At 37.2% G+C, this 16,451-nt stretch carries 18 protein-coding genes; 3 read left to right on the top strand and 15 right to left on the bottom strand.

Going from position 1 to position 16,451, the window contains the following annotated elements:
* Positions 1-5 precede the first annotated feature (5 nt).
* From dnaA to G7Y56_RS01440, 8 genes are all read right to left on the bottom strand, one after another.
* The gene (dnaA, locus tag G7Y56_RS01475) at positions 6-1,406 is read right to left on the bottom strand and encodes a chromosomal replication initiator protein DnaA (protein WP_165020544.1); all 1,401 of its coding nucleotides are present in this window, start codon (positions 1,404-1,406) and stop codon (positions 6-8) included.
* Between the two features lie 321 nt (positions 1,407-1,727).
* Positions 1,728-2,615: an MlaD family protein gene (locus G7Y56_RS01470; RefSeq protein ID WP_165020543.1), complete on the bottom strand. Its 888-nt coding sequence runs from the start codon at positions 2,613-2,615 to the stop codon at positions 1,728-1,730.
* Positions 2,616-2,645: 30 nt separating this feature from the next.
* On the bottom strand, positions 2,646-3,824 hold the full coding sequence (locus G7Y56_RS01465; protein WP_165040470.1) for an N-acetylmuramoyl-L-alanine amidase: 1,179 nt from the start codon (positions 3,822-3,824) through the stop codon (positions 2,646-2,648).
* A gap of 35 nt (positions 3,825-3,859) precedes the next feature.
* Positions 3,860-4,864 carry a 2-hydroxyacid dehydrogenase gene (locus G7Y56_RS01460; protein WP_165020541.1) on the bottom strand — a complete coding sequence of 335 codons (1,005 nt, stop codon included), beginning with the start codon at positions 4,862-4,864 and terminating at the stop codon, positions 3,860-3,862.
* Between the two features lie 171 nt (positions 4,865-5,035).
* Complete coding sequence (gene rny, locus G7Y56_RS01455; protein ID WP_165020540.1) at positions 5,036-6,565, bottom strand: ribonuclease Y; 1,530 nt, start codon at positions 6,563-6,565, stop codon at positions 5,036-5,038.
* A 144-nt stretch (positions 6,566-6,709) separates the two neighbouring features.
* A complete protein-coding gene (locus G7Y56_RS01450; RefSeq protein WP_165020539.1) occupies positions 6,710-7,009 on the bottom strand; it encodes a cell division protein ZapA in 300 nt (99 codons plus the stop codon).
* Between the two features lie 13 nt (positions 7,010-7,022).
* Positions 7,023-7,319 (bottom strand): hypothetical protein, encoded by a 297-nt coding sequence (locus tag G7Y56_RS01445; protein WP_165040468.1) that lies wholly within the window; start codon positions 7,317-7,319, stop codon positions 7,023-7,025.
* 156 nt (positions 7,320-7,475) lie between these two features.
* Positions 7,476-7,673, bottom strand: a complete 198-nt coding sequence (locus tag G7Y56_RS01440; RefSeq protein ID WP_165020537.1) for a winged helix-turn-helix domain-containing protein — start codon at positions 7,671-7,673, stop codon at positions 7,476-7,478.
* 303 nt (positions 7,674-7,976) lie between these two features.
* On the opposite strand from G7Y56_RS01440, the gene G7Y56_RS01435 reads away from it, so the two are divergent.
* Both G7Y56_RS01435 and G7Y56_RS01430 read left to right on the top strand, forming a co-directional pair.
* Complete coding sequence (locus G7Y56_RS01435; protein ID WP_165040730.1) at positions 7,977-8,528, top strand: RNA polymerase sigma factor; 552 nt, start codon at positions 7,977-7,979, stop codon at positions 8,526-8,528.
* Positions 8,525-9,643 carry an energy transducer TonB gene (locus G7Y56_RS01430; protein ID WP_165040466.1) on the top strand — a complete coding sequence of 373 codons (1,119 nt, stop codon included), beginning with the start codon at positions 8,525-8,527 and terminating at the stop codon, positions 9,641-9,643. Before G7Y56_RS01435 ends, G7Y56_RS01430 begins: the two co-directional genes overlap by 4 nt.
* A gap of 2 nt (positions 9,644-9,645) precedes the next feature.
* Here the strand turns inward: G7Y56_RS01430 and trmD are convergent, their stop codons facing one another.
* The 4 genes from trmD to G7Y56_RS01410 all read right to left on the bottom strand — a co-directional run bounded on the left by trmD (position 9,646) and on the right by G7Y56_RS01410 (position 13,385).
* Positions 9,646-10,329 (bottom strand): tRNA (guanosine(37)-N1)-methyltransferase TrmD, encoded by a 684-nt coding sequence (gene trmD / locus G7Y56_RS01425; RefSeq protein ID WP_165040464.1) that lies wholly within the window; start codon positions 10,327-10,329, stop codon positions 9,646-9,648.
* Between the two features lie 335 nt (positions 10,330-10,664).
* The gene (locus G7Y56_RS01420; protein WP_165040462.1) at positions 10,665-11,426 is read right to left on the bottom strand and encodes an SDR family oxidoreductase; all 762 of its coding nucleotides are present in this window, start codon (positions 11,424-11,426) and stop codon (positions 10,665-10,667) included.
* An 88-nt stretch (positions 11,427-11,514) separates the two neighbouring features.
* The gene (locus G7Y56_RS01415) at positions 11,515-12,429 is read right to left on the bottom strand and encodes a DUF3078 domain-containing protein (RefSeq protein ID WP_165040460.1); all 915 of its coding nucleotides are present in this window, start codon (positions 12,427-12,429) and stop codon (positions 11,515-11,517) included.
* Positions 12,430-12,455: 26 nt separating this feature from the next.
* Positions 12,456-13,385, bottom strand: coding sequence for a glucosaminidase domain-containing protein (locus G7Y56_RS01410; protein ID WP_165020531.1), 930 nt, complete (start codon positions 13,383-13,385; stop codon positions 12,456-12,458).
* A 113-nt stretch (positions 13,386-13,498) separates the two neighbouring features.
* Between G7Y56_RS01410 and cdd the strand changes: the two genes are divergently transcribed.
* Positions 13,499-13,978, top strand: a complete 480-nt coding sequence (cdd, locus tag G7Y56_RS01405; RefSeq protein WP_165020530.1) for a cytidine deaminase — start codon at positions 13,499-13,501, stop codon at positions 13,976-13,978.
* A gap of 4 nt (positions 13,979-13,982) precedes the next feature.
* Here the strand turns inward: cdd and G7Y56_RS01400 are convergent, their stop codons facing one another.
* The 3 genes from G7Y56_RS01400 to G7Y56_RS01390 all read right to left on the bottom strand — a co-directional run bounded on the left by G7Y56_RS01400 (position 13,983) and on the right by G7Y56_RS01390 (position 16,407).
* On the bottom strand, positions 13,983-14,678 hold the full coding sequence (locus tag G7Y56_RS01400) for a M48 family metallopeptidase (protein ID WP_165040458.1): 696 nt from the start codon (positions 14,676-14,678) through the stop codon (positions 13,983-13,985).
* Between the two features lie 65 nt (positions 14,679-14,743).
* Positions 14,744-15,502 carry a uroporphyrinogen-III synthase gene (locus G7Y56_RS01395; RefSeq protein WP_165020528.1) on the bottom strand — a complete coding sequence of 253 codons (759 nt, stop codon included), beginning with the start codon at positions 15,500-15,502 and terminating at the stop codon, positions 14,744-14,746.
* Positions 15,487-16,407 (bottom strand): DUF4271 domain-containing protein, encoded by a 921-nt coding sequence (locus tag G7Y56_RS01390; protein ID WP_255498604.1) that lies wholly within the window; start codon positions 16,405-16,407, stop codon positions 15,487-15,489. The genes G7Y56_RS01395 and G7Y56_RS01390 overlap by 16 nt, the downstream gene beginning before the upstream one ends.
* Positions 16,408-16,451: the final 44 nt, after the last annotated feature.

Below are 16,451 nucleotides of genomic sequence, written 5' to 3'. Positions count from 1 at the left end.
TTTTCTTAATTCTTTAATTTCTTCTCTATCTCGACAATCTCTTCTCTGAAAACTTTGTCTACCTCCATTTGTTCCCGCACCATTTTGCAGGCATGTAACACCGTCGCATGGTTTTTCTTTCCAACCAACGAACCTATCTGTGCTAATGACATTTCGGTATACGTCTTCGACAAATACATTGTCACCTGACGAGCTTGTACAATCTGGCGTTTACGAGATGCAGAGTGTATAAGTTCACTCTTTATATTATAATATTCGCAAACAATGGCTTCGATAGCACTTATCGTAATCTTCTTGCTTTCTATTTTCTTTATAGCCTGCCCTATTACACGTTTAGCTAATGCCAAATCGATATCCTTGTTGTAAACAAGGGAGTGAGCCATGATAGAAACTATAATTCCTTCGAGATCACGTACATTATTAGTTACATTCTCTGCGATATAGTCTACAACATCTTCAGGGATAGATAATCCATCGTGAAGAATCTTATTTTGAAGAATCTTTAGTCGAAGGGCTTTATCGGGATGATCGACCTTAGTGGTCAGTCCCCATCTGAAACGGGTTAGTAAACGTTCTTCAACTCCATGCAATTCCGATGGCGCTTTATCCGAAGTAAGGATAAGTTGCTTATTATTCTGATGCAGGTGATTGAATATATGAAACAGAGTATTTTGTGTTTTTTCGATTCCGGCAAGTTCATGAATATCGTCGATAATCAGAACATCTATGCCTTGATAGAAATTGATAAAATCATTAGTTGTATTGTAACGTCCGGCATCGGCATATTGCACCTTGAATAAATGAGCCGAAACATACAGCACACGTTTCTCCGGGAACATTTCTTTTATCTGTGTACCGATAGCATGGCAAAGATGAGTTTTACCTACTCCCGATGCTCCGTGTACAAATAAAGGATTGAAAGCCGTTTTTCCGGGGTTCTTAGTAATAGCATCTCCCGCAGTACGAGCTAATTTATTACTTTCTCCTTCGAAAAAATTATCGAAGGTATACTTCGTATTCAACTGCGATTCGAAATCGTCTGCTACAACCTTTTGAAATGGATTAGGGATTTTATTTGCATTCTTAAGGACGATTTTATCTACCGCCATCGATTTTGCATCCCCTCTATAGTCTACAACTGTGTTAGTTGTATTTTCCATCAAGATACGATACTGAAGAATTGTATCCTGACCAATCTCTCTGTGCAAAGTCACCTTCAACAGATCAACAAACTTATCCTCTAAATATTCGTAAAAGAATTGGCTGGGTACCTGAATTGTAAACACCTTATTTTCGTAAGAAAGTGGCACAATAGGTAAGAACCAAGTTTTAAACGCTGCTTCAGGAACGTTATCCCGAATTACGTCCAAGCAATTCTTCCACAAATGTTGAGTACTGTTATTCATTAATCTTTAAATATTGAAAATTCTTAGCTAAATCTTAGCCGTTTGGTTATGTAAAATTCAGAAATAAAATCTATATAAAAAAGTCATCTTTAATTAGGATTTCCAGCAAAAGAAATATCTGATTTAGTTTCAGCAACTTAGAGTGTTTTATTCAAATCAGCCCTACACGAAAACACAAAAGTCTAATAATCAAACAAATAAATTCAGAAAAGTATTTGTTCAACCTTTTAATAATTATTCACAACCATTCAAAAGTGCTTAAGGCTATACCTTTTAAAAAAAGACACTTTTTGTATTATTTAGATCAGTTCTAAATAATCATCAAAATACTTTAATATTAATATAGCGTTGTGGATTTTCTTTGACATCTTTAAGTAACAAAGATGCATTGCCAATTGTCGAGTTTATACTATCGTATAATTCGCGGTCGTTAAGCAATAATCCTAATGAATTATCCTTCGCTGTAACTTTAGTCGATAGATAATGAATATTTTTCATAGTAGAGTCTACCGAATTAAAAGTAGACACAAAATCCATCTGATTAAACTGCTTTGTTGTTTTAGCCAAATCGCTCGACATTGCGTTTAGATTACCGGTAATAACCGGAACATCCTTATTCAAACTAACAGCCATAGCATTAAACTGCTTAGAGGTCTTAGCAAGGTCTTCGGTTATTTGGTTCACGTTAGTCAAAGACTGAGCTAAAGCGGGATTATTTACAAGCGCTTGTATTCCCAAAAGTATAGAATCTATTTTGGGCAGCAACAATTCAACCTGAGGGAGCATACCACCCGCAGCATCCATCAAACCTTTTTTACGAACACCAACAATTGTATCAGAGGATGAAATATATGCTTTTGTATATGGATTCATTTCAAGAGCAATGCTGGCACTCCCCAGTACAGATACATCTAAAGAGAATTTACTGCCCGTAGGTATTTTCAATCCCTTATCCATATTAAGGTATGTAATAACACGGCTCGGGTTGTTTGGGTCCAGCTCCATCGAATAAACCAGCCCAACTTGAAAACCATTCAGAGTTACCGGTGTCGATTGAGTAAGCCCTTCGACATTATCGAAAACCAGAATAAACGAATTCGACGGTTTAAATATATTGATTCCTTTCAGAAAATTAATTCCATAATACAATATAAAAATAGCTATTATAAAAGCTAAACCAATTTTAACCTCTTTCGAAATTTTGTCCATAATCTATAATTCTTAATTCCTAATTTGTTTCTACTTTAAGCGCTCTCCGTTTCTAAATTTAATGACAAAGGCATCTTTAAATTTAGTTCTGACCTGTCGTTGCAATTTTAAGACCTCATTGTAATCGGTAGTTGCCCCATACGTATATTTATACGAAGAACCATCACGATAATAATCCACAGGCGATAAACCTTTCAATGCCTTAGCATCACTAGCAAGTTTGGTCGGCGATACATAAAATTGAACTCTATATTCAATTTCGTTATTTTTATTTGTTGCCGTTTTAGTTTGAGTATTATTTTTTGTCGAAGATGAAGTATTAGCATTGCTTTCTCTTGCAGAAGCTACTACTATAGGAGATTCTTCTACGATATCAATTTCATCAACCACTATTACATCATCGTCATTATCATTCGACGAAGTAATTTTCTGATTACCCTGCATCTTATCGAAATTCCTCTTATACTTCTTAAAACCCGAATAAATTGCAGTAGCCATATTTTTTTGACCCACTGACGAAGCTAAATATCGGGACTCTTCAATATTATTAATAAAACCAAGTTCGATAAGTACACTTGGTGTACTTGTTTTTCTCAACACCAGAAAGCCTGCTTGTCGCACACCGCGATCATTACGCTTTGCGACATTTTTAAAGTCGGACTGAACAAACGAAGCAAATTGTAAACTTTGCTCCATGTATTTATTAGTCATAAACTCAAATATGATATTCGATTCGGGAGAATTAGGATCGAATCCTTCATATTTAGTAGTATAATCATCCTCTAATAATATCACCGAGTTTTCACGCTTGGCAACCTCTAAGTTTTCTTCGCTACGCGCCAAACCCAGAATATAAGTATCGGCCCCGGATGCTGAAGTGGTTTTTGCAGCCGTCGAATTTGTATGGATAGATATAAAAAGATTAGCCTTTGCTTTATTCGCAATTTCTGCTCTTCGATCCAAGTCTACAAATACATCACTCTTTCGGGTGTAAACAACCTTTACATCTTTGTAATTTTTCTCTATTAATTGACCAAGAGCCAAAGCAACTCCTAAATTTATACTCTTCTCTTTATAGCTTGCACGCACAGCGCCACCATCTTTACCTCCATGTCCGGCGTCGATTACGACAACAAACTTATTGTCTGCTGCAGAAACTACCCCGCAGAATGTCAGTAAACAAATAAATAGTGATAAAATAATCTTCATGCTTCTATATAAAAAGTAGTTTCAGCAGTTTTCCTTTAGGCCTTATAAGCAACTTCGTTCTTCAATTCCTTTCCTTCAAAGAAATCTTTAATATTATCCATTGTGGTATGCGCAATATTAGACATTGCCTCATCCGTAAAGAATGCCTGATGCGAAGTCAATATAACATTGTTAAATGATAACAAACGTGCCAGCACCTCATCCGTCATAATACTATCTGAATAGTCTTCGTAGAAATATGCACCTTCTTCTTCATAAACATCCAAACCTGCATAGCCTATTTTTCGGCTTACCAGCCCATCTATCAAATGTTTCGTATTTATAAGCTTCCCTCTACCGGTATTGATAATCATTACGCCGTCTTTCATTTTCGAGATCGACTCATCACAAATCAGATATTCCGTTTCTTTAGTCAGAGGGCAATGTAAAGTTATAACATCCGAATTGGTATAGAGTTCGTCAAGAGTCACATATTTTATATTCTCGCGTTCTGCAAATGCATTATCAGGGTATAAATCATAGGCAAGAACTTTCATTCCCAATCCCTTCAACACACCCACCACAGTCTTACCAATCTTTCCTGTACCAATAACACCTACAGTTTTTCCGTTCATATCGAATCCCTGAAATCCATTCAGAGAGAAGTTTCCATCACGTGTTCTCAGGAATGCACGATGTACTTTTCTATTTAAGCAAAGCATCAGCGCTAATGTATGTTCGGCAATAGCATGCGGAGAATATTCTGGAACCCGAACAACCTTAATACGGCCTGCCGCAGCAGCAATATCTACATTATTAAACCCGGCACATCTTAATGCAATAAGTTTTACACCATAAGCACATAACCTATCCACTACTTTGGCATCAACTACTGCGTTCACAAATATGCAAACAGCGTCGTATCCGCTAGCCAGAATTACGTTGTGTATATCTAAGTGTTCTTTGTAAAATGTCAATTCAAACCCATACTCTTCATTCACTTTGGTGAACATCGCCTGATCGTAAGGCTTCGCGTCAAAAACTGCTATTTTGTATGCCATAATCTTAATTTATTCGGTGAAATATGAATGATTATAAAGTTTTAGGTTATTGCAAAAGTAATCAAAATAACCTTTATACTCAAAACTATTATTCTGTTTTTAATTCTTATAAAAACAAAGAGGTTTCCATCGTGGAAACCTCTTTATATCTTTTATTATATTTTGCTCTACTTATTTAGCATAGCTTACCGAACGGGTTTCACGGATAACCGTAATTTTAACCTGACCCGGATAAGTCATTTCATCCTGAATGCGTTTTGCAATATCTGTCGATAATTTTTCTGTTTCGATATCGTCTACTTTATCAGCTCCGACAATAACTCTTAATTCACGTCCTGCCTGAATTGCGTATGTCTTCAAAACACCCGGATATGAAAGAGCCAATTGCTCCAGATCATTCAATCGCTTGATATAAGCCTCCACGATTTCGCGACGAGCACCCGGACGAGCACCGGATATAGCATCACATACCTGCACAATAGGAGCAAGAAGCGTAGTCATCTCTACTTCGTCATGATGGGCACCAATAGCATTACATACATCAGGTTTTTCTTTGTATTTCTCTGCCAGCTTCATACCCAATAAAGCATGAGGTAATTCCGGCTCATCATCAGGCACTTTACCTATATCATGCAATAGACCCGCGCGTTTTGCTTTCTTCACGTTCAACCCTAATTCTGCGGCCATAATAGCACACAGATTAGCCGTTTCACGAGCATGCTGCAACAAGTTTTGTCCGTAAGACGAACGATATTTCATTTTACCGACAAGACGAATCAACTCAGGATGCAAACCATGTATACCTAAATCGATCGTAGTGCGTTTTCCTGTTTCGATAATTTCTTCTTCGATTTGCTTCTTCACTTTAGACACAACCTCTTCGATACGGGCAGGATGGATACGACCATCTGCAACCAGTTGATGAAGAGCCAAACGGGCGATCTCGCGCCTTACAGGATCAAATCCTGAAAGCACAATTGCCTCAGGGGTATCATCTACTACTATCTCGATACCTGTAGCAGCTTCGAGCGCACGGATATTTCTACCCTCACGACCGATGATACGTCCTTTTATCTCGTCAGATTCTATGTGGAATACTGTGATTGCATTTTCGATAGCAGTTTCCGTAGCCACACGTTGGATAGATTGAACGACAATCTTTTTAGCTTCTTTATTCGCTGTCATTTTAGCCTCTTCCATTATATCGTTGATATAAGATTGGGCATGTGTTTGAGCTTCATCCTTCAAAGCCTCAACCAACTTCTCTTTCACTTCGTCAGCTGATAATCCAGATAATGCCTCCAGACGCTCAACTTCCTGCTTGTGAAGTTTATCTAGATCCAGTTTTCTTTTCTCCACAACTTCCAGCTGTGTTTCCAAGTTTGCCTTAATTGTGTCAGCTTCGTTCTTTTTACGCTGAAGCTCTTCTTGTCTTTGATTAAGACTTAGTTCTTTTTGCTTAATTTTATTTTCGGCAACTTGCAATCTCGAATTACGGCTGTTTACTTGTTTTTCGAACTCCGACTTCATATGCAAAGCCTGTTCTTTAACCTCCAACAGCTTATTTTTCTTAATCACCTCGGCTTCTTGTTCAGCTTCCTTTACCTGACGCTTAAACTTCGAATTTGCCATAAAATTCAAAGTTAGCCAGGTCAGTATTGCACCGACAAGAAAGGCTATAACAATAAATAATATATTCATAATTTTATACTTTTATTTATAAATCAATAGTTTCTAATTTGGTTTTCCATTTTCACTCAATAAAAAAACACCAACTGAAGCATAGGAATCAAGTCCTTTACTTACAATCAGTGCCATATAGCTGCCCAATATCCGGATTTATTCTTACAGATTCCTGAGATAACTATCCAATTCAAGTGTCAACTCTTTCAGTTTAGCCTCAAACAGCTCTACACGCATTTGATGCTCTGTTTTCTCTGTTACAGCCTGTATCGCTGTCATTGCCATATAATCGGCGCTACGCAAGGGTTGCGACGATTGGCCTGTAAAATAATTCTTATATTGACCTAGTTTATAATCTATTTCATCTGCAGCTCTCCGATACATTTCTTCTTCTTTCCTCTTCACTTTGAGAGGATACCTCATATCAGCTACTCGTAGATTAATTATTAAATGCTCGTCCATAATTCAACATTATTTAGCTTTTCAATATGGCGATGCACTTATCTACATCTCGCACTAATTTCGATAATCGTTTTTTAGCTATTTGCATTTCATCACTATCGGGTGACGAAAACGATTTTGCAAACTTCAGATTATCATATTTTATTTTTAGTTGTTCTGCTTCTTTCGTCAAAGATTCAATTACCGTATCCTTCTGTGTAATCTCATGCTTAAGACGAATGTTCTCCGACTTAAGAGAATCACAGAAAAACATAAGCTGCCTCATTCTTAATTCAAATTCAGCTAAGAGCTTTTCATCTTTTTCTGCCATAACACAACTAAATGTAACACAAAAATAAAAATTGCTCACAAATATACAAAATATTACTCTTCTAAATTCATGCTTAAGCGCAAGAATATAGATAATAATACAAAAAAGGCAGTTGCTAATACTGCAAACTGCCTTTTTCCTATGTTATTCTTTCAATTAAAGCAATACTACTTCAATATCGTCCTTCAACTCATTGAAAGCAATCTTACCTTCTCTTGCCAACCAACCCAAAGCTGCGTACATATCTTTTTCTGTTAGTTTACTAGCTTTTTTTATGTCTTTCAACGTTTTTTTACCTCCGGCATCTAAATGTGTCCAGATTACACCGGCATTTGTTCCTATCTTCTCCTTCATAACAAATTTGTTTAGAAATATGTGGTCATATATACCATTAACTAGTTCAAAAATACACAATTATTAAAACTTAAACAAACTTCATCCATACTTTTTTACTATTGTGGTTAAATTGTAATCAAAATTTAACATTATCAATCATTTTAACTATATTATAACAACACAATCTGGATATCTACGGACAAATTGTCAAAGCCACTCACTTAGTATCATTACAGAAAACAATTTGCATATTACATAAAATCATGTAGATTTGTGCTAAAAAGAAATTTATTGCGATTTTTCAGCTCACATAAAAATAAAATGCAGGAATATAGCGACGAAGAACTACTCGCTAATTTCAAACAAACGGGTAAGGCTGAGTATTTCCAACAGCTTTACGAACGTTATATTCCTCTTATATATGGTCTATGCCTCAAGTATCTGCAGCAGCCGGAAGGGTCGCAGGATGCTGTTATAGACATATATGAAAACCTGTCGACAAGAATTGCAGGATATGAAATCAAGATATTCAAAAATTGGCTATATAGCGTTGTCAAAAATCATTGTTTCCACATACTGAGAGAAAACAAAAAAGAAATTATCGTTAATTTTGATTCGCAGCTTATGGAATCCGATGACACTTTGGATCTATTTAGCGAAGATATAGATAATGATAAAGAAACTGCACTGAATCAGTGTTTAGAAAAACTTCCCGAACCTCAACGCATATCGGTGTCCAAATTTTTCTATGAGGATAAATCATATGTCGATATTGTTGATGAAACGGGATTTAATCTGAAAAGTGTAAAAAGCTATATTCAAAATGGAAAGCGGAATCTGAAAATCTGTATAGAAAAGAATCTTAAGGTATGAGTTTATTAGACTACATAAAAGGACAAAGAAAAGGTAAAGATGCTAATCGAATCGAAAAAGATGCGATGAAGGATTCTTTTTTGTCCGAAGCCATCGAAGGATTTGACAGTATAGACGATAATCATCTTGCCCGAATTAATAAAATGCAAAGCCTGATAGCTGCAAAATCAAAAAAGACGGGGCAGCGTCGCTCTATCTGGCAAAGTGCGGCCGCAAGTATTGTGCTTTTATTAGGACTTGGTGGTTACTTTCTTATAAATGGACACAAAAGTGATCTCCATGCACAGGAAGTTAATTCTGCGGGACTTATAGAAATATATGTACCTGAACAATTCTATGTGGAAAACATAGCAATAATTGCTCAAACAAATACTGTATTGGTAAGAAAACACAAGCCTAATATAAATCGTTTTACAATTGACGAAGATATAGACCCGAATATATCTCAATCTGAACTTGAAATGCTGGCCGGAACTTTACTTGCAGAGAATAGCCCTATTGACATATACGTGCCGAACGAGAATAATAAAGAGTACAAAAATGCAACCCGGCAATCAGCAAACCAGCCTGAACCCCTCCTTGCCCAAAATAGTCCGATGGCTGCCATAGCGGCAGATATAGATGAAAGTATTATTGCCGAACAAATAGCGATGGACAGTAGCAATAATCTTCTTGCTGAAATTGCAGTAACAGAAGCACCCGCTGTCGGATATGCAAGCAGTTCGGTTTCTAATAAAATAAAAAAAGAAGAGGAAGACCATTTTGTCAAAAAAAATAACAGCAATAAATTGGCTTCCAGAATGAAGGGCATTCAAGTAGACCAAGCAGTTCCGACTGTGGCCGCCAGCGCTCCAATCCCTCAACCGATAATTGGTTATGAGAAATACGATGCTTATTTAATATCTTCTTTAGTAAGACCTACCGACGAAGCATGTAAGGATGTGAAAGGCGAAGTCGTTGTAGAATTCTCTATTGACGAAAAAGGGCAGCCTTATCAATTAAATATAAAACAAAGCTTGTGCGAAACCTGCGATAAAGAAGCTATCCGCTTAATTTTATCCGGATCTAAATGGACTGTGACTTCGCAACGAGTAACAGTAAAAATTAAGTTTTAAGTTTAATATTTTTTATCCAATAGATCAGGGCGCAAACGCTCGGTACGCTCCATAGCCTGTTGCAACTTCCAATCATCTATTTTAGCCTGATGCCCCGATAGTAATATTTCGGGCACTTTCCATCCCTTATATTCTGCCGGACGAGTGTAAACAGGTGGTGCCAATAAATTATCCTGAAAAGAATCCGATAATGCGGATTGTTCATCTCCTATAGCTCCCGGTATCAGACGCACAATAGCATCAGCCATTACAGCCGCAGCCAATTCACCTCCGGTAAGAACAAAATCTCCGATAGACACCTCTTTCGTAATAAGATGCTCACGTATACGATAGTCGATGCCCTTATAATGTCCGCAAAGGATAATTATATTTTCGTACGAAGACATCTGGTTTGCCATCGGCTGATTAAAAACCTCTCCATCGGGAGAAGTATAGATTACTTCATCGTAAATACGTTGCTGCTTGAGGTGAGATATAGCATTGTCTATCGGTTCTATAAGCATTACCATACCCGCTTCGCCACCAAATGGATAATCGTCGACCTTACGGTGTTTATCGACTGTATAATCGCGTAAGTTATGGATTACAATCTCTGCCAAACCTTTTTCTTGTGCACGTTTGAGAATCGAGCAATCAATTAATCCGGTAAACATCTGGGGCAGTACGCTTATTATATCTATTCGCATAGGTTCTTTTTATTAAAATACAAAGGTAGGTAAAAAAGGAAAAAGAGTACAGAGTCTATTTTTTATATTTAACATGAGTTCGAAAAAAGGTAAGAAACAATAATTAATACAATTTTCCGAAGAACATGTCATCCCGAACTGAAAGCCCCACCTAACCTCCCCAAAGGGGAGGAATACAAAGAGAGTATACAGAAGAGCCCCTCCTTGGGAGGGGTTGGGGAGGCTAGACAGATCCCTCACTGCGTATCGGGATGACAAAGTCGACGAAAGATATATCCCAGCTAATGACACCTAATTATCTGATGTTTATATCGAACTGACGTTAAATCTCTATTTTACGCTTCTTTATGAAAAATCGTTCCCGTCGCCTGAGCAGTCGGCATCACCAACATATCTTGTATGTCCACATGAGTTGGTTGAGAAACAGCATAAAAAACAGCATTCGCTATATCATCGGCAAAAAGTGGAGTAAATCCTTTATAAACCTGATTCGCTCTTGACTCATCACCTTTGAAACGAACCAGTGAAAATTCGGTTTCCACTGCTCCGGGACAAATCTGAGTTACCTTTATATTATAAGGCAATAAATCGATTCGCATTCCTTTGCTCAAAGCATCTACTGCATGTTTGGTTGCACAATAAACATTGCCGTTTGCATAAGAGTCCTTTCCTGCGATAGAACAAAGATTGATTATATGACCCGATTTGCGTTCTACCATTCCCGGTGTCACGAGGCGTGTTACATAAAGCAAACCCTTCACATTGGTATCTATCATTCGCTCCCAATCGTCAACGACTCCCTGATGGATAGGATTGAGTCCGACTGCTAAGCCTGCGTTATTGACAAGAATATCGATATCCTTCCATTCCTTCGGTAAATTTGACAATGAATCCTCTACTTCTTTATATACTCTGACATCAAAATTGAGAGTCAGCACCTTTACTTCCGATTTATCTTGAATTTCTTTTTGCAATTCAGACAAACGATCTGCCCTTCGTCCTGTAATAATCAGATTACAACCCTCCTTGGCTAATTTAACGGCTATCGCCCTACCAATACCGGATGTCGCTCCTGTTATTAATGCTATTTTCTTCATTAGATTCTAATTTTTATACCAAAGTTAAATAAAAAATGACACTAACCATAGATTAGTGCCATTCATATATCAATCAGTTATTCTCTCCTTAAAAATTGTAGGCGAGCCCAACTCCTATTACCTCTTTAAACTGCACTCTTGGTCCTCTTGTACTTAATTGCCCTTGTTCGTCAAATGATTTGATCTTAACATCATCATCATATTTCAGACTGGTACTGATTGTTGCCGACAGGTATTTGTTTATTTTCATGTTGATCATCAAATCCCAGTTAATATCAATATTTCCGAAAGAACTGTCATAAGCAGTAAAAAAGTCGGCAGCAGTTATCGCACTTACATTTTCCATAAGGGGTCTTTGCGCTCTTATCTTGAAGAAAGCACCCATTTCGGCCATAAAACGATCTCCCGGATCAACGCCAAAAGCACCTATACCTGATAAGAAATCGTCTTCAACGAATGTCAACTTAGTGGCTATAGGCGACATATAAACAGAATATATCTTATTGGGTCTATACTCCAAGCCCACAGATATGTTGGAATAGGCCGGAGCCATAAATTTCGATATATAATTTGTTTTGTCAGGATAATTAAATCCTTTAGCGAATTGAGACCTGAAATCCCCCATCACTGTATAATACCATATATGATCGGTAGAGTATCCTAATTGAGACGAAAATTCGAGCCTGTCAACTGTTTTTTGAGTTCCGGCAGATGCTGTATTATTCAGTCCATATTCGAATGCGAATGTATTTGCGAAAAGCCAATTCCCGCTCTTTCGGTTTAATGATCCGTTAAGGTAAAGATTACCACCAAAAGCATTATCTCCTCCAGCCGCCCAGTTACTGAGGCTAGTTTGCGAGAAGTTTAAACCGCTTATACCTTTCAGATACCATTTGTTGTTTTCCATTTTATCCTTGTTCTCGTCTGCATCTTCCGTCTGCGCCTGCGCATATAGAGCCGACGTAGAAGCAGCAAGGATCAACGCTATTAATAAACGCTTCATCACTTCGATTTCTTTTAGTTCCTAATTTATCTTAATTTAAGGACATCTCCTTCCTCTGGAACGTATTCGAAGTCTTTTTTGTTCATTTTATATAAGTTCTTCACCTTAATTCCGTACAACTGGGATATGCTATGCATAGACTCTCCGACTTGTACTGTATGCTCATAATATGGCTTATCTGCTTTCGATTTCTTTTTCTCGAAATACACCAAGTCTCCTGCTTTCAACGGGAAACCTTCGGGTACTTCGTTGTGCTTATACAAGTCTTTCGGCTTGAAACCAAATTCTACCGCAATAGCTTCATAGGTATCACCATCTTGAGCAAGAACATAGACCAGATTATGTGTTTTGTATGGTGTGTGCTTATAGTTTTGTTGAATGAACCGTTCTTCTTCCTTTTTTATTTTAGAAGCGCTCTTACCTTGACGATCGTGTTGATACAATTCATAGTCTTCTATCAGCTTGATCAACTTATTAGCATAAGCCTTGTCGGTTGCATAACCAGCCTGTTGCAAACCTTTTGCCCAACCTCTATAGTCAGTTATCTCTAAGGCAAAAAGATTCTTATAACGAGGTTTTTCCGCCAAAAAGCGGGAGTGATCGTCGTATGATTCCTCTGCCTTCTTATATTTTCTGAAACAATCGTTAGGTGTATCGTCTGCTTTATAAACTTTTTCGCCTTTCCAATCGTTATGACATTTAATACCGAAGTGATTATTAGAACTTTGAGTCAAAGAGCTTTTACCTGCTCCCGATTCTAACAATCCCTGTGCGAGTGTGATACTGGCAGGTATTTTATATTTTTTCATATGATCGATCGCAATCCCTTTGTATGTATCAATATAGTCATCGTATGTTTTATAGCGTTTTGCCTGAGAAAAAGCAGATATGGTTGGCAATAAAATCAGAACCGATAAAACAATCAATTTGGATAAGGCAATCGAAGGATATTTCATATATTTGAGAATATTAAGGCCGAAGACCTATTTATTATTATTTTTAGTATAAATGCAGCAATCTCTTCGTCTTAGAAATACAACATTCAATATTTTAATATAGACAGTAAATTATGGAAAATTTAAATCTGACAACAAAGATACTAGTTTACAGCTTTGAAGAGTGTAACGAAAACATAAAAAAACTTATAGATAAGGCTAAACTAGCAGCAAAGGATGCTTATGCTCCCTATTCTGAGTTTCATGTAGGAGCGGCAATATTACTCGCGAACGGAAAAATAATAACAGGCAACAATCAGGAGAATGCCGCCTATCCTTCGGGGCTATGCGCCGAGCGAGTAGCCATATTTCATGCTAATTCTCAATATCCTGACATTGCAGTGGAAGCTATTGCCGTTGCAGCATATCATGATGGCGCATATACCGATAACCCTTGTACACCTTGCGGTTCGTGCAGACAGACACTTCTAGAAGTGGAGAATCGCTACAACCATCCGATAAAGATAGTAATGTATGGAAAAAGCAAGATATGTGAGGTGGATTCAATAAAGCGGCTACTACCTTTGAGCTTTGGCAAAAGTTCGCTTATTTGAGATATTACCAATTTAATTTGATCGACTTTAGTTCCTGCGTCAAGGCTTTTGCCCTACCTGCCGAAACCTTATCGAGCAGCTTCCAGAATCTGTCGCCATGATTCATTTCTATGGTATGACAAAGCTCATGTAAAATGACAAAGTCAGTCAAATGCTCGGGAATCATCATACAGAAATAAGATAGGTTTATGCTTTTCTTCGAAGAGCAACTTCCCCAGCGCGTACGACTTTTATTTATTTTGACATCAGAATACGTAAAACCATGAGCTTGGGCAAGCTCTTTTACCTTTTGTGGAAATAGTCGCTTTGCTTCGAATCGGAGTGCTTTTTCGATTGCGTTACGAATATTAGACTGCACTTCCGAATCTTCGAAATTACAGTTAGCAGGACACGTAATGGACAAAACGCCACTTTTTAATTTCATGTAATAGTTATCACATGTGTTTTCCCTTAAGTCGAGCTGAAAGCTAATAGCATTAAATTCAGTTTGTGGTGTAAAGATTAATTGAGGTGGTGATTTTTCTTTCAGTTTCAACAATCGCGGTTTCATTTCGCGAACTGCCGCTTCAATAGCCCCCAATCCTACGAAATGAGGGTGAGTCAATTGCAAAGCACCATTCTTAGCACGAACAGTAATTTGTTGAGCACGATTGCTCTTTATCAATTTAATTTCACCTAAATCTTCGTCCCAAATTTCCATAAATAAGCATATAAAAAAAGCCTAACCGTAAAGTTAAGCTTTCTCTATTATTATATGTAAATGTTTTATTTACTTTTATGATTTTCTTTTATAAAAGCCTCTAATGCAGCCGTCATCGATGGCATTCCTGGCAGAGGTGCTTCACAGTCGAGACGCAGACCTGCATCGCGTACAGCCTTAGCCGTTGCCGCTCCGAAACATCCGATAGCTATATCTCCCTGCTTGAAGTCTGGTGCATTTTTCTGCAATGATAAAATACCTGCCGGACTAAAAAATATCAACATATCGTAAGACAATATTTCATCCTGAGTAATATTATTACTCACCGTACGATACATGATTGCTTTTGTGTATTCAGCTTTTTTGTCATCCAACACATTAATGAGATCATCACTATGCACATCCGATACCGGAACTATAAACTTTTCTTTATTATGCTTGGTCAGCGCTGTTGCTAAACCATCCATTTTACCCGTAGCACTAAAGAAAATTTTACGTTTTCTATATACTATATATTTTTGTAAATACAAAGCTACCGACTCTGATATACAGAAGTATTTCATAGTCTCGGGCATTGGTATCCTTAGTTCCTCACATAGAGAGAAAAAGTGATCTATTGCCACTTTAGCTGTAAACACTACAGCAGAATAATCTTGTATATTGATACGCTGTTGCCTAAATTCTTTTGCATCCAAACCATCCACTCTTATGAATGGACGAAAATCCATTTGCAAATGATATTTTTCCGCGATGTCAAAATATGGCGATTTCTCTGTTTGAGGTGCCGGTTGCGACACCAATATTTTTTTTACTTTAAGAGCCATAGTACATTTAATACATCAAATCTATATAAATAAACCAACCCCAGCGCTAAAAACACATAAGGTAATATTTCGATAGTGCAAAGGTAGGCAATCAAATACAAAAAGTTAAATTTTTCGGATATAAAATAGATTATTATCCTATAAAAAAGTATTATTTGAGATATTAGAAATAAAATTAACATAAATCCGATAACAAAAAAGTGCCAATATTCCGAATAAATAAGCACCAATGTCGGCAGAAAGAACAGTATACCTAATAACTCAAATACAACAATATAGGTCCGAATCCAAGACAATGCGAGAGACTTGGCATCAAATACATATCCCATAAATTTATATAAGTGAATCTTCAATTGAAGGAAAAGGGATATTAACACTATAAAGGAAGCTATTGTTATAAAAGGTGTCTGCGATTCCCTGCCCAATGGACTATATTCCATAAATACATCGTACAAGCAAATGGAGACTAGCACTATTGCCTGAAAAATAAGAAAATAGGAATAAAAAATCTCTTTTACCGTAGTTTGACGGTGCACCCTATAGCTTTTTTCGGAAGAGAAAATTAAACGTATATTTTCTTTCAGAAAATTAAAACCTCCATTGTATAAGTGGGCAAAGAACAGAAAACACAACAGGAGAAGTCCGAAGACACCATCTGTCTGTTCCAATGCGAATGGCAGCAAGCTTCCCTCGTGACCTTTATTATTAGTCGAGTCGCCTTTACTTGTGTAATAATATGGCAATCCATCCTTCGACAGGCTTGCTGTATCACCCATACTCACTTGCCTAAGACGGTAAAAGTCTAAGTGAAGAGAATCCTGCATCGCAACACGAGTTCCATCACTAACATCAATATATGAGATCGAATCTTTAACCAATGTATTAGACGAGATAAGAAAAGGCACATACCTGTTAGAAATCTACAGGGATGTACCTTTTTATATTATTT

The sequence above is a fragment of the Dysgonomonas sp. ZJ709 genome (assembly GCF_011039195.1).
Classification (GTDB): domain Bacteria; phylum Bacteroidota; class Bacteroidia; order Bacteroidales; family Dysgonomonadaceae; genus Dysgonomonas.
Note: the sequence above shows the minus strand (reverse complement) of the source record. Positions and strands in the feature narration are given on the sequence as shown.

Excerpts from the sequence above, each read along its gene's own strand:
- dnaA (WP_165020544.1), bottom strand. The coding sequence starts at position 1,406 with ATGAATAACAGTACTCAACATTTGTGGAAGAATTGCTTGGACGTAATT.
- G7Y56_RS01470 (WP_165020543.1), bottom strand. The coding sequence starts at position 2,615 with ATGGACAAAATTTCGAAAGAGGTTAAAATTGGTTTAGCTTTTATAATA.
- G7Y56_RS01465 (WP_165040470.1), bottom strand. The coding sequence starts at position 3,824 with ATGAAGATTATTTTATCACTATTTATTTGTTTACTGACATTCTGCGGG.
- G7Y56_RS01460 (WP_165020541.1), bottom strand. The coding sequence starts at position 4,864 with ATGGCATACAAAATAGCAGTTTTTGACGCGAAGCCTTACGATCAGGCG.
- rny (WP_165020540.1), bottom strand. The coding sequence starts at position 6,565 with ATGAATATATTATTTATTGTTATAGCCTTTCTTGTCGGTGCAATACTG.
- G7Y56_RS01450 (WP_165020539.1), bottom strand. The coding sequence starts at position 7,009 with ATGGACGAGCATTTAATAATTAATCTACGAGTAGCTGATATGAGGTAT.
- G7Y56_RS01445 (WP_165040468.1), bottom strand. The coding sequence starts at position 7,319 with ATGGCAGAAAAAGATGAAAAGCTCTTAGCTGAATTTGAATTAAGAATG.
- G7Y56_RS01440 (WP_165020537.1), bottom strand. The coding sequence starts at position 7,673 with ATGAAGGAGAAGATAGGAACAAATGCCGGTGTAATCTGGACACATTTA.
- G7Y56_RS01435 (WP_165040730.1), top strand. The coding sequence starts at position 7,977 with ATGCAGGAATATAGCGACGAAGAACTACTCGCTAATTTCAAACAAACG.
- G7Y56_RS01430 (WP_165040466.1), top strand. The coding sequence starts at position 8,525 with ATGAGTTTATTAGACTACATAAAAGGACAAAGAAAAGGTAAAGATGCT.
- trmD (WP_165040464.1), bottom strand. The coding sequence starts at position 10,329 with ATGCGAATAGATATAATAAGCGTACTGCCCCAGATGTTTACCGGATTA.
- G7Y56_RS01420 (WP_165040462.1), bottom strand. The coding sequence starts at position 11,426 with ATGAAGAAAATAGCATTAATAACAGGAGCGACATCCGGTATTGGTAGG.
- G7Y56_RS01415 (WP_165040460.1), bottom strand. The coding sequence starts at position 12,429 with ATGAAGCGTTTATTAATAGCGTTGATCCTTGCTGCTTCTACGTCGGCT.
- G7Y56_RS01410 (WP_165020531.1), bottom strand. The coding sequence starts at position 13,385 with ATGAAATATCCTTCGATTGCCTTATCCAAATTGATTGTTTTATCGGTT.
- cdd (WP_165020530.1), top strand. The coding sequence starts at position 13,499 with ATGGAAAATTTAAATCTGACAACAAAGATACTAGTTTACAGCTTTGAA.
- G7Y56_RS01400 (WP_165040458.1), bottom strand. The coding sequence starts at position 14,678 with ATGGAAATTTGGGACGAAGATTTAGGTGAAATTAAATTGATAAAGAGC.
- G7Y56_RS01395 (WP_165020528.1), bottom strand. The coding sequence starts at position 15,502 with ATGGCTCTTAAAGTAAAAAAAATATTGGTGTCGCAACCGGCACCTCAA.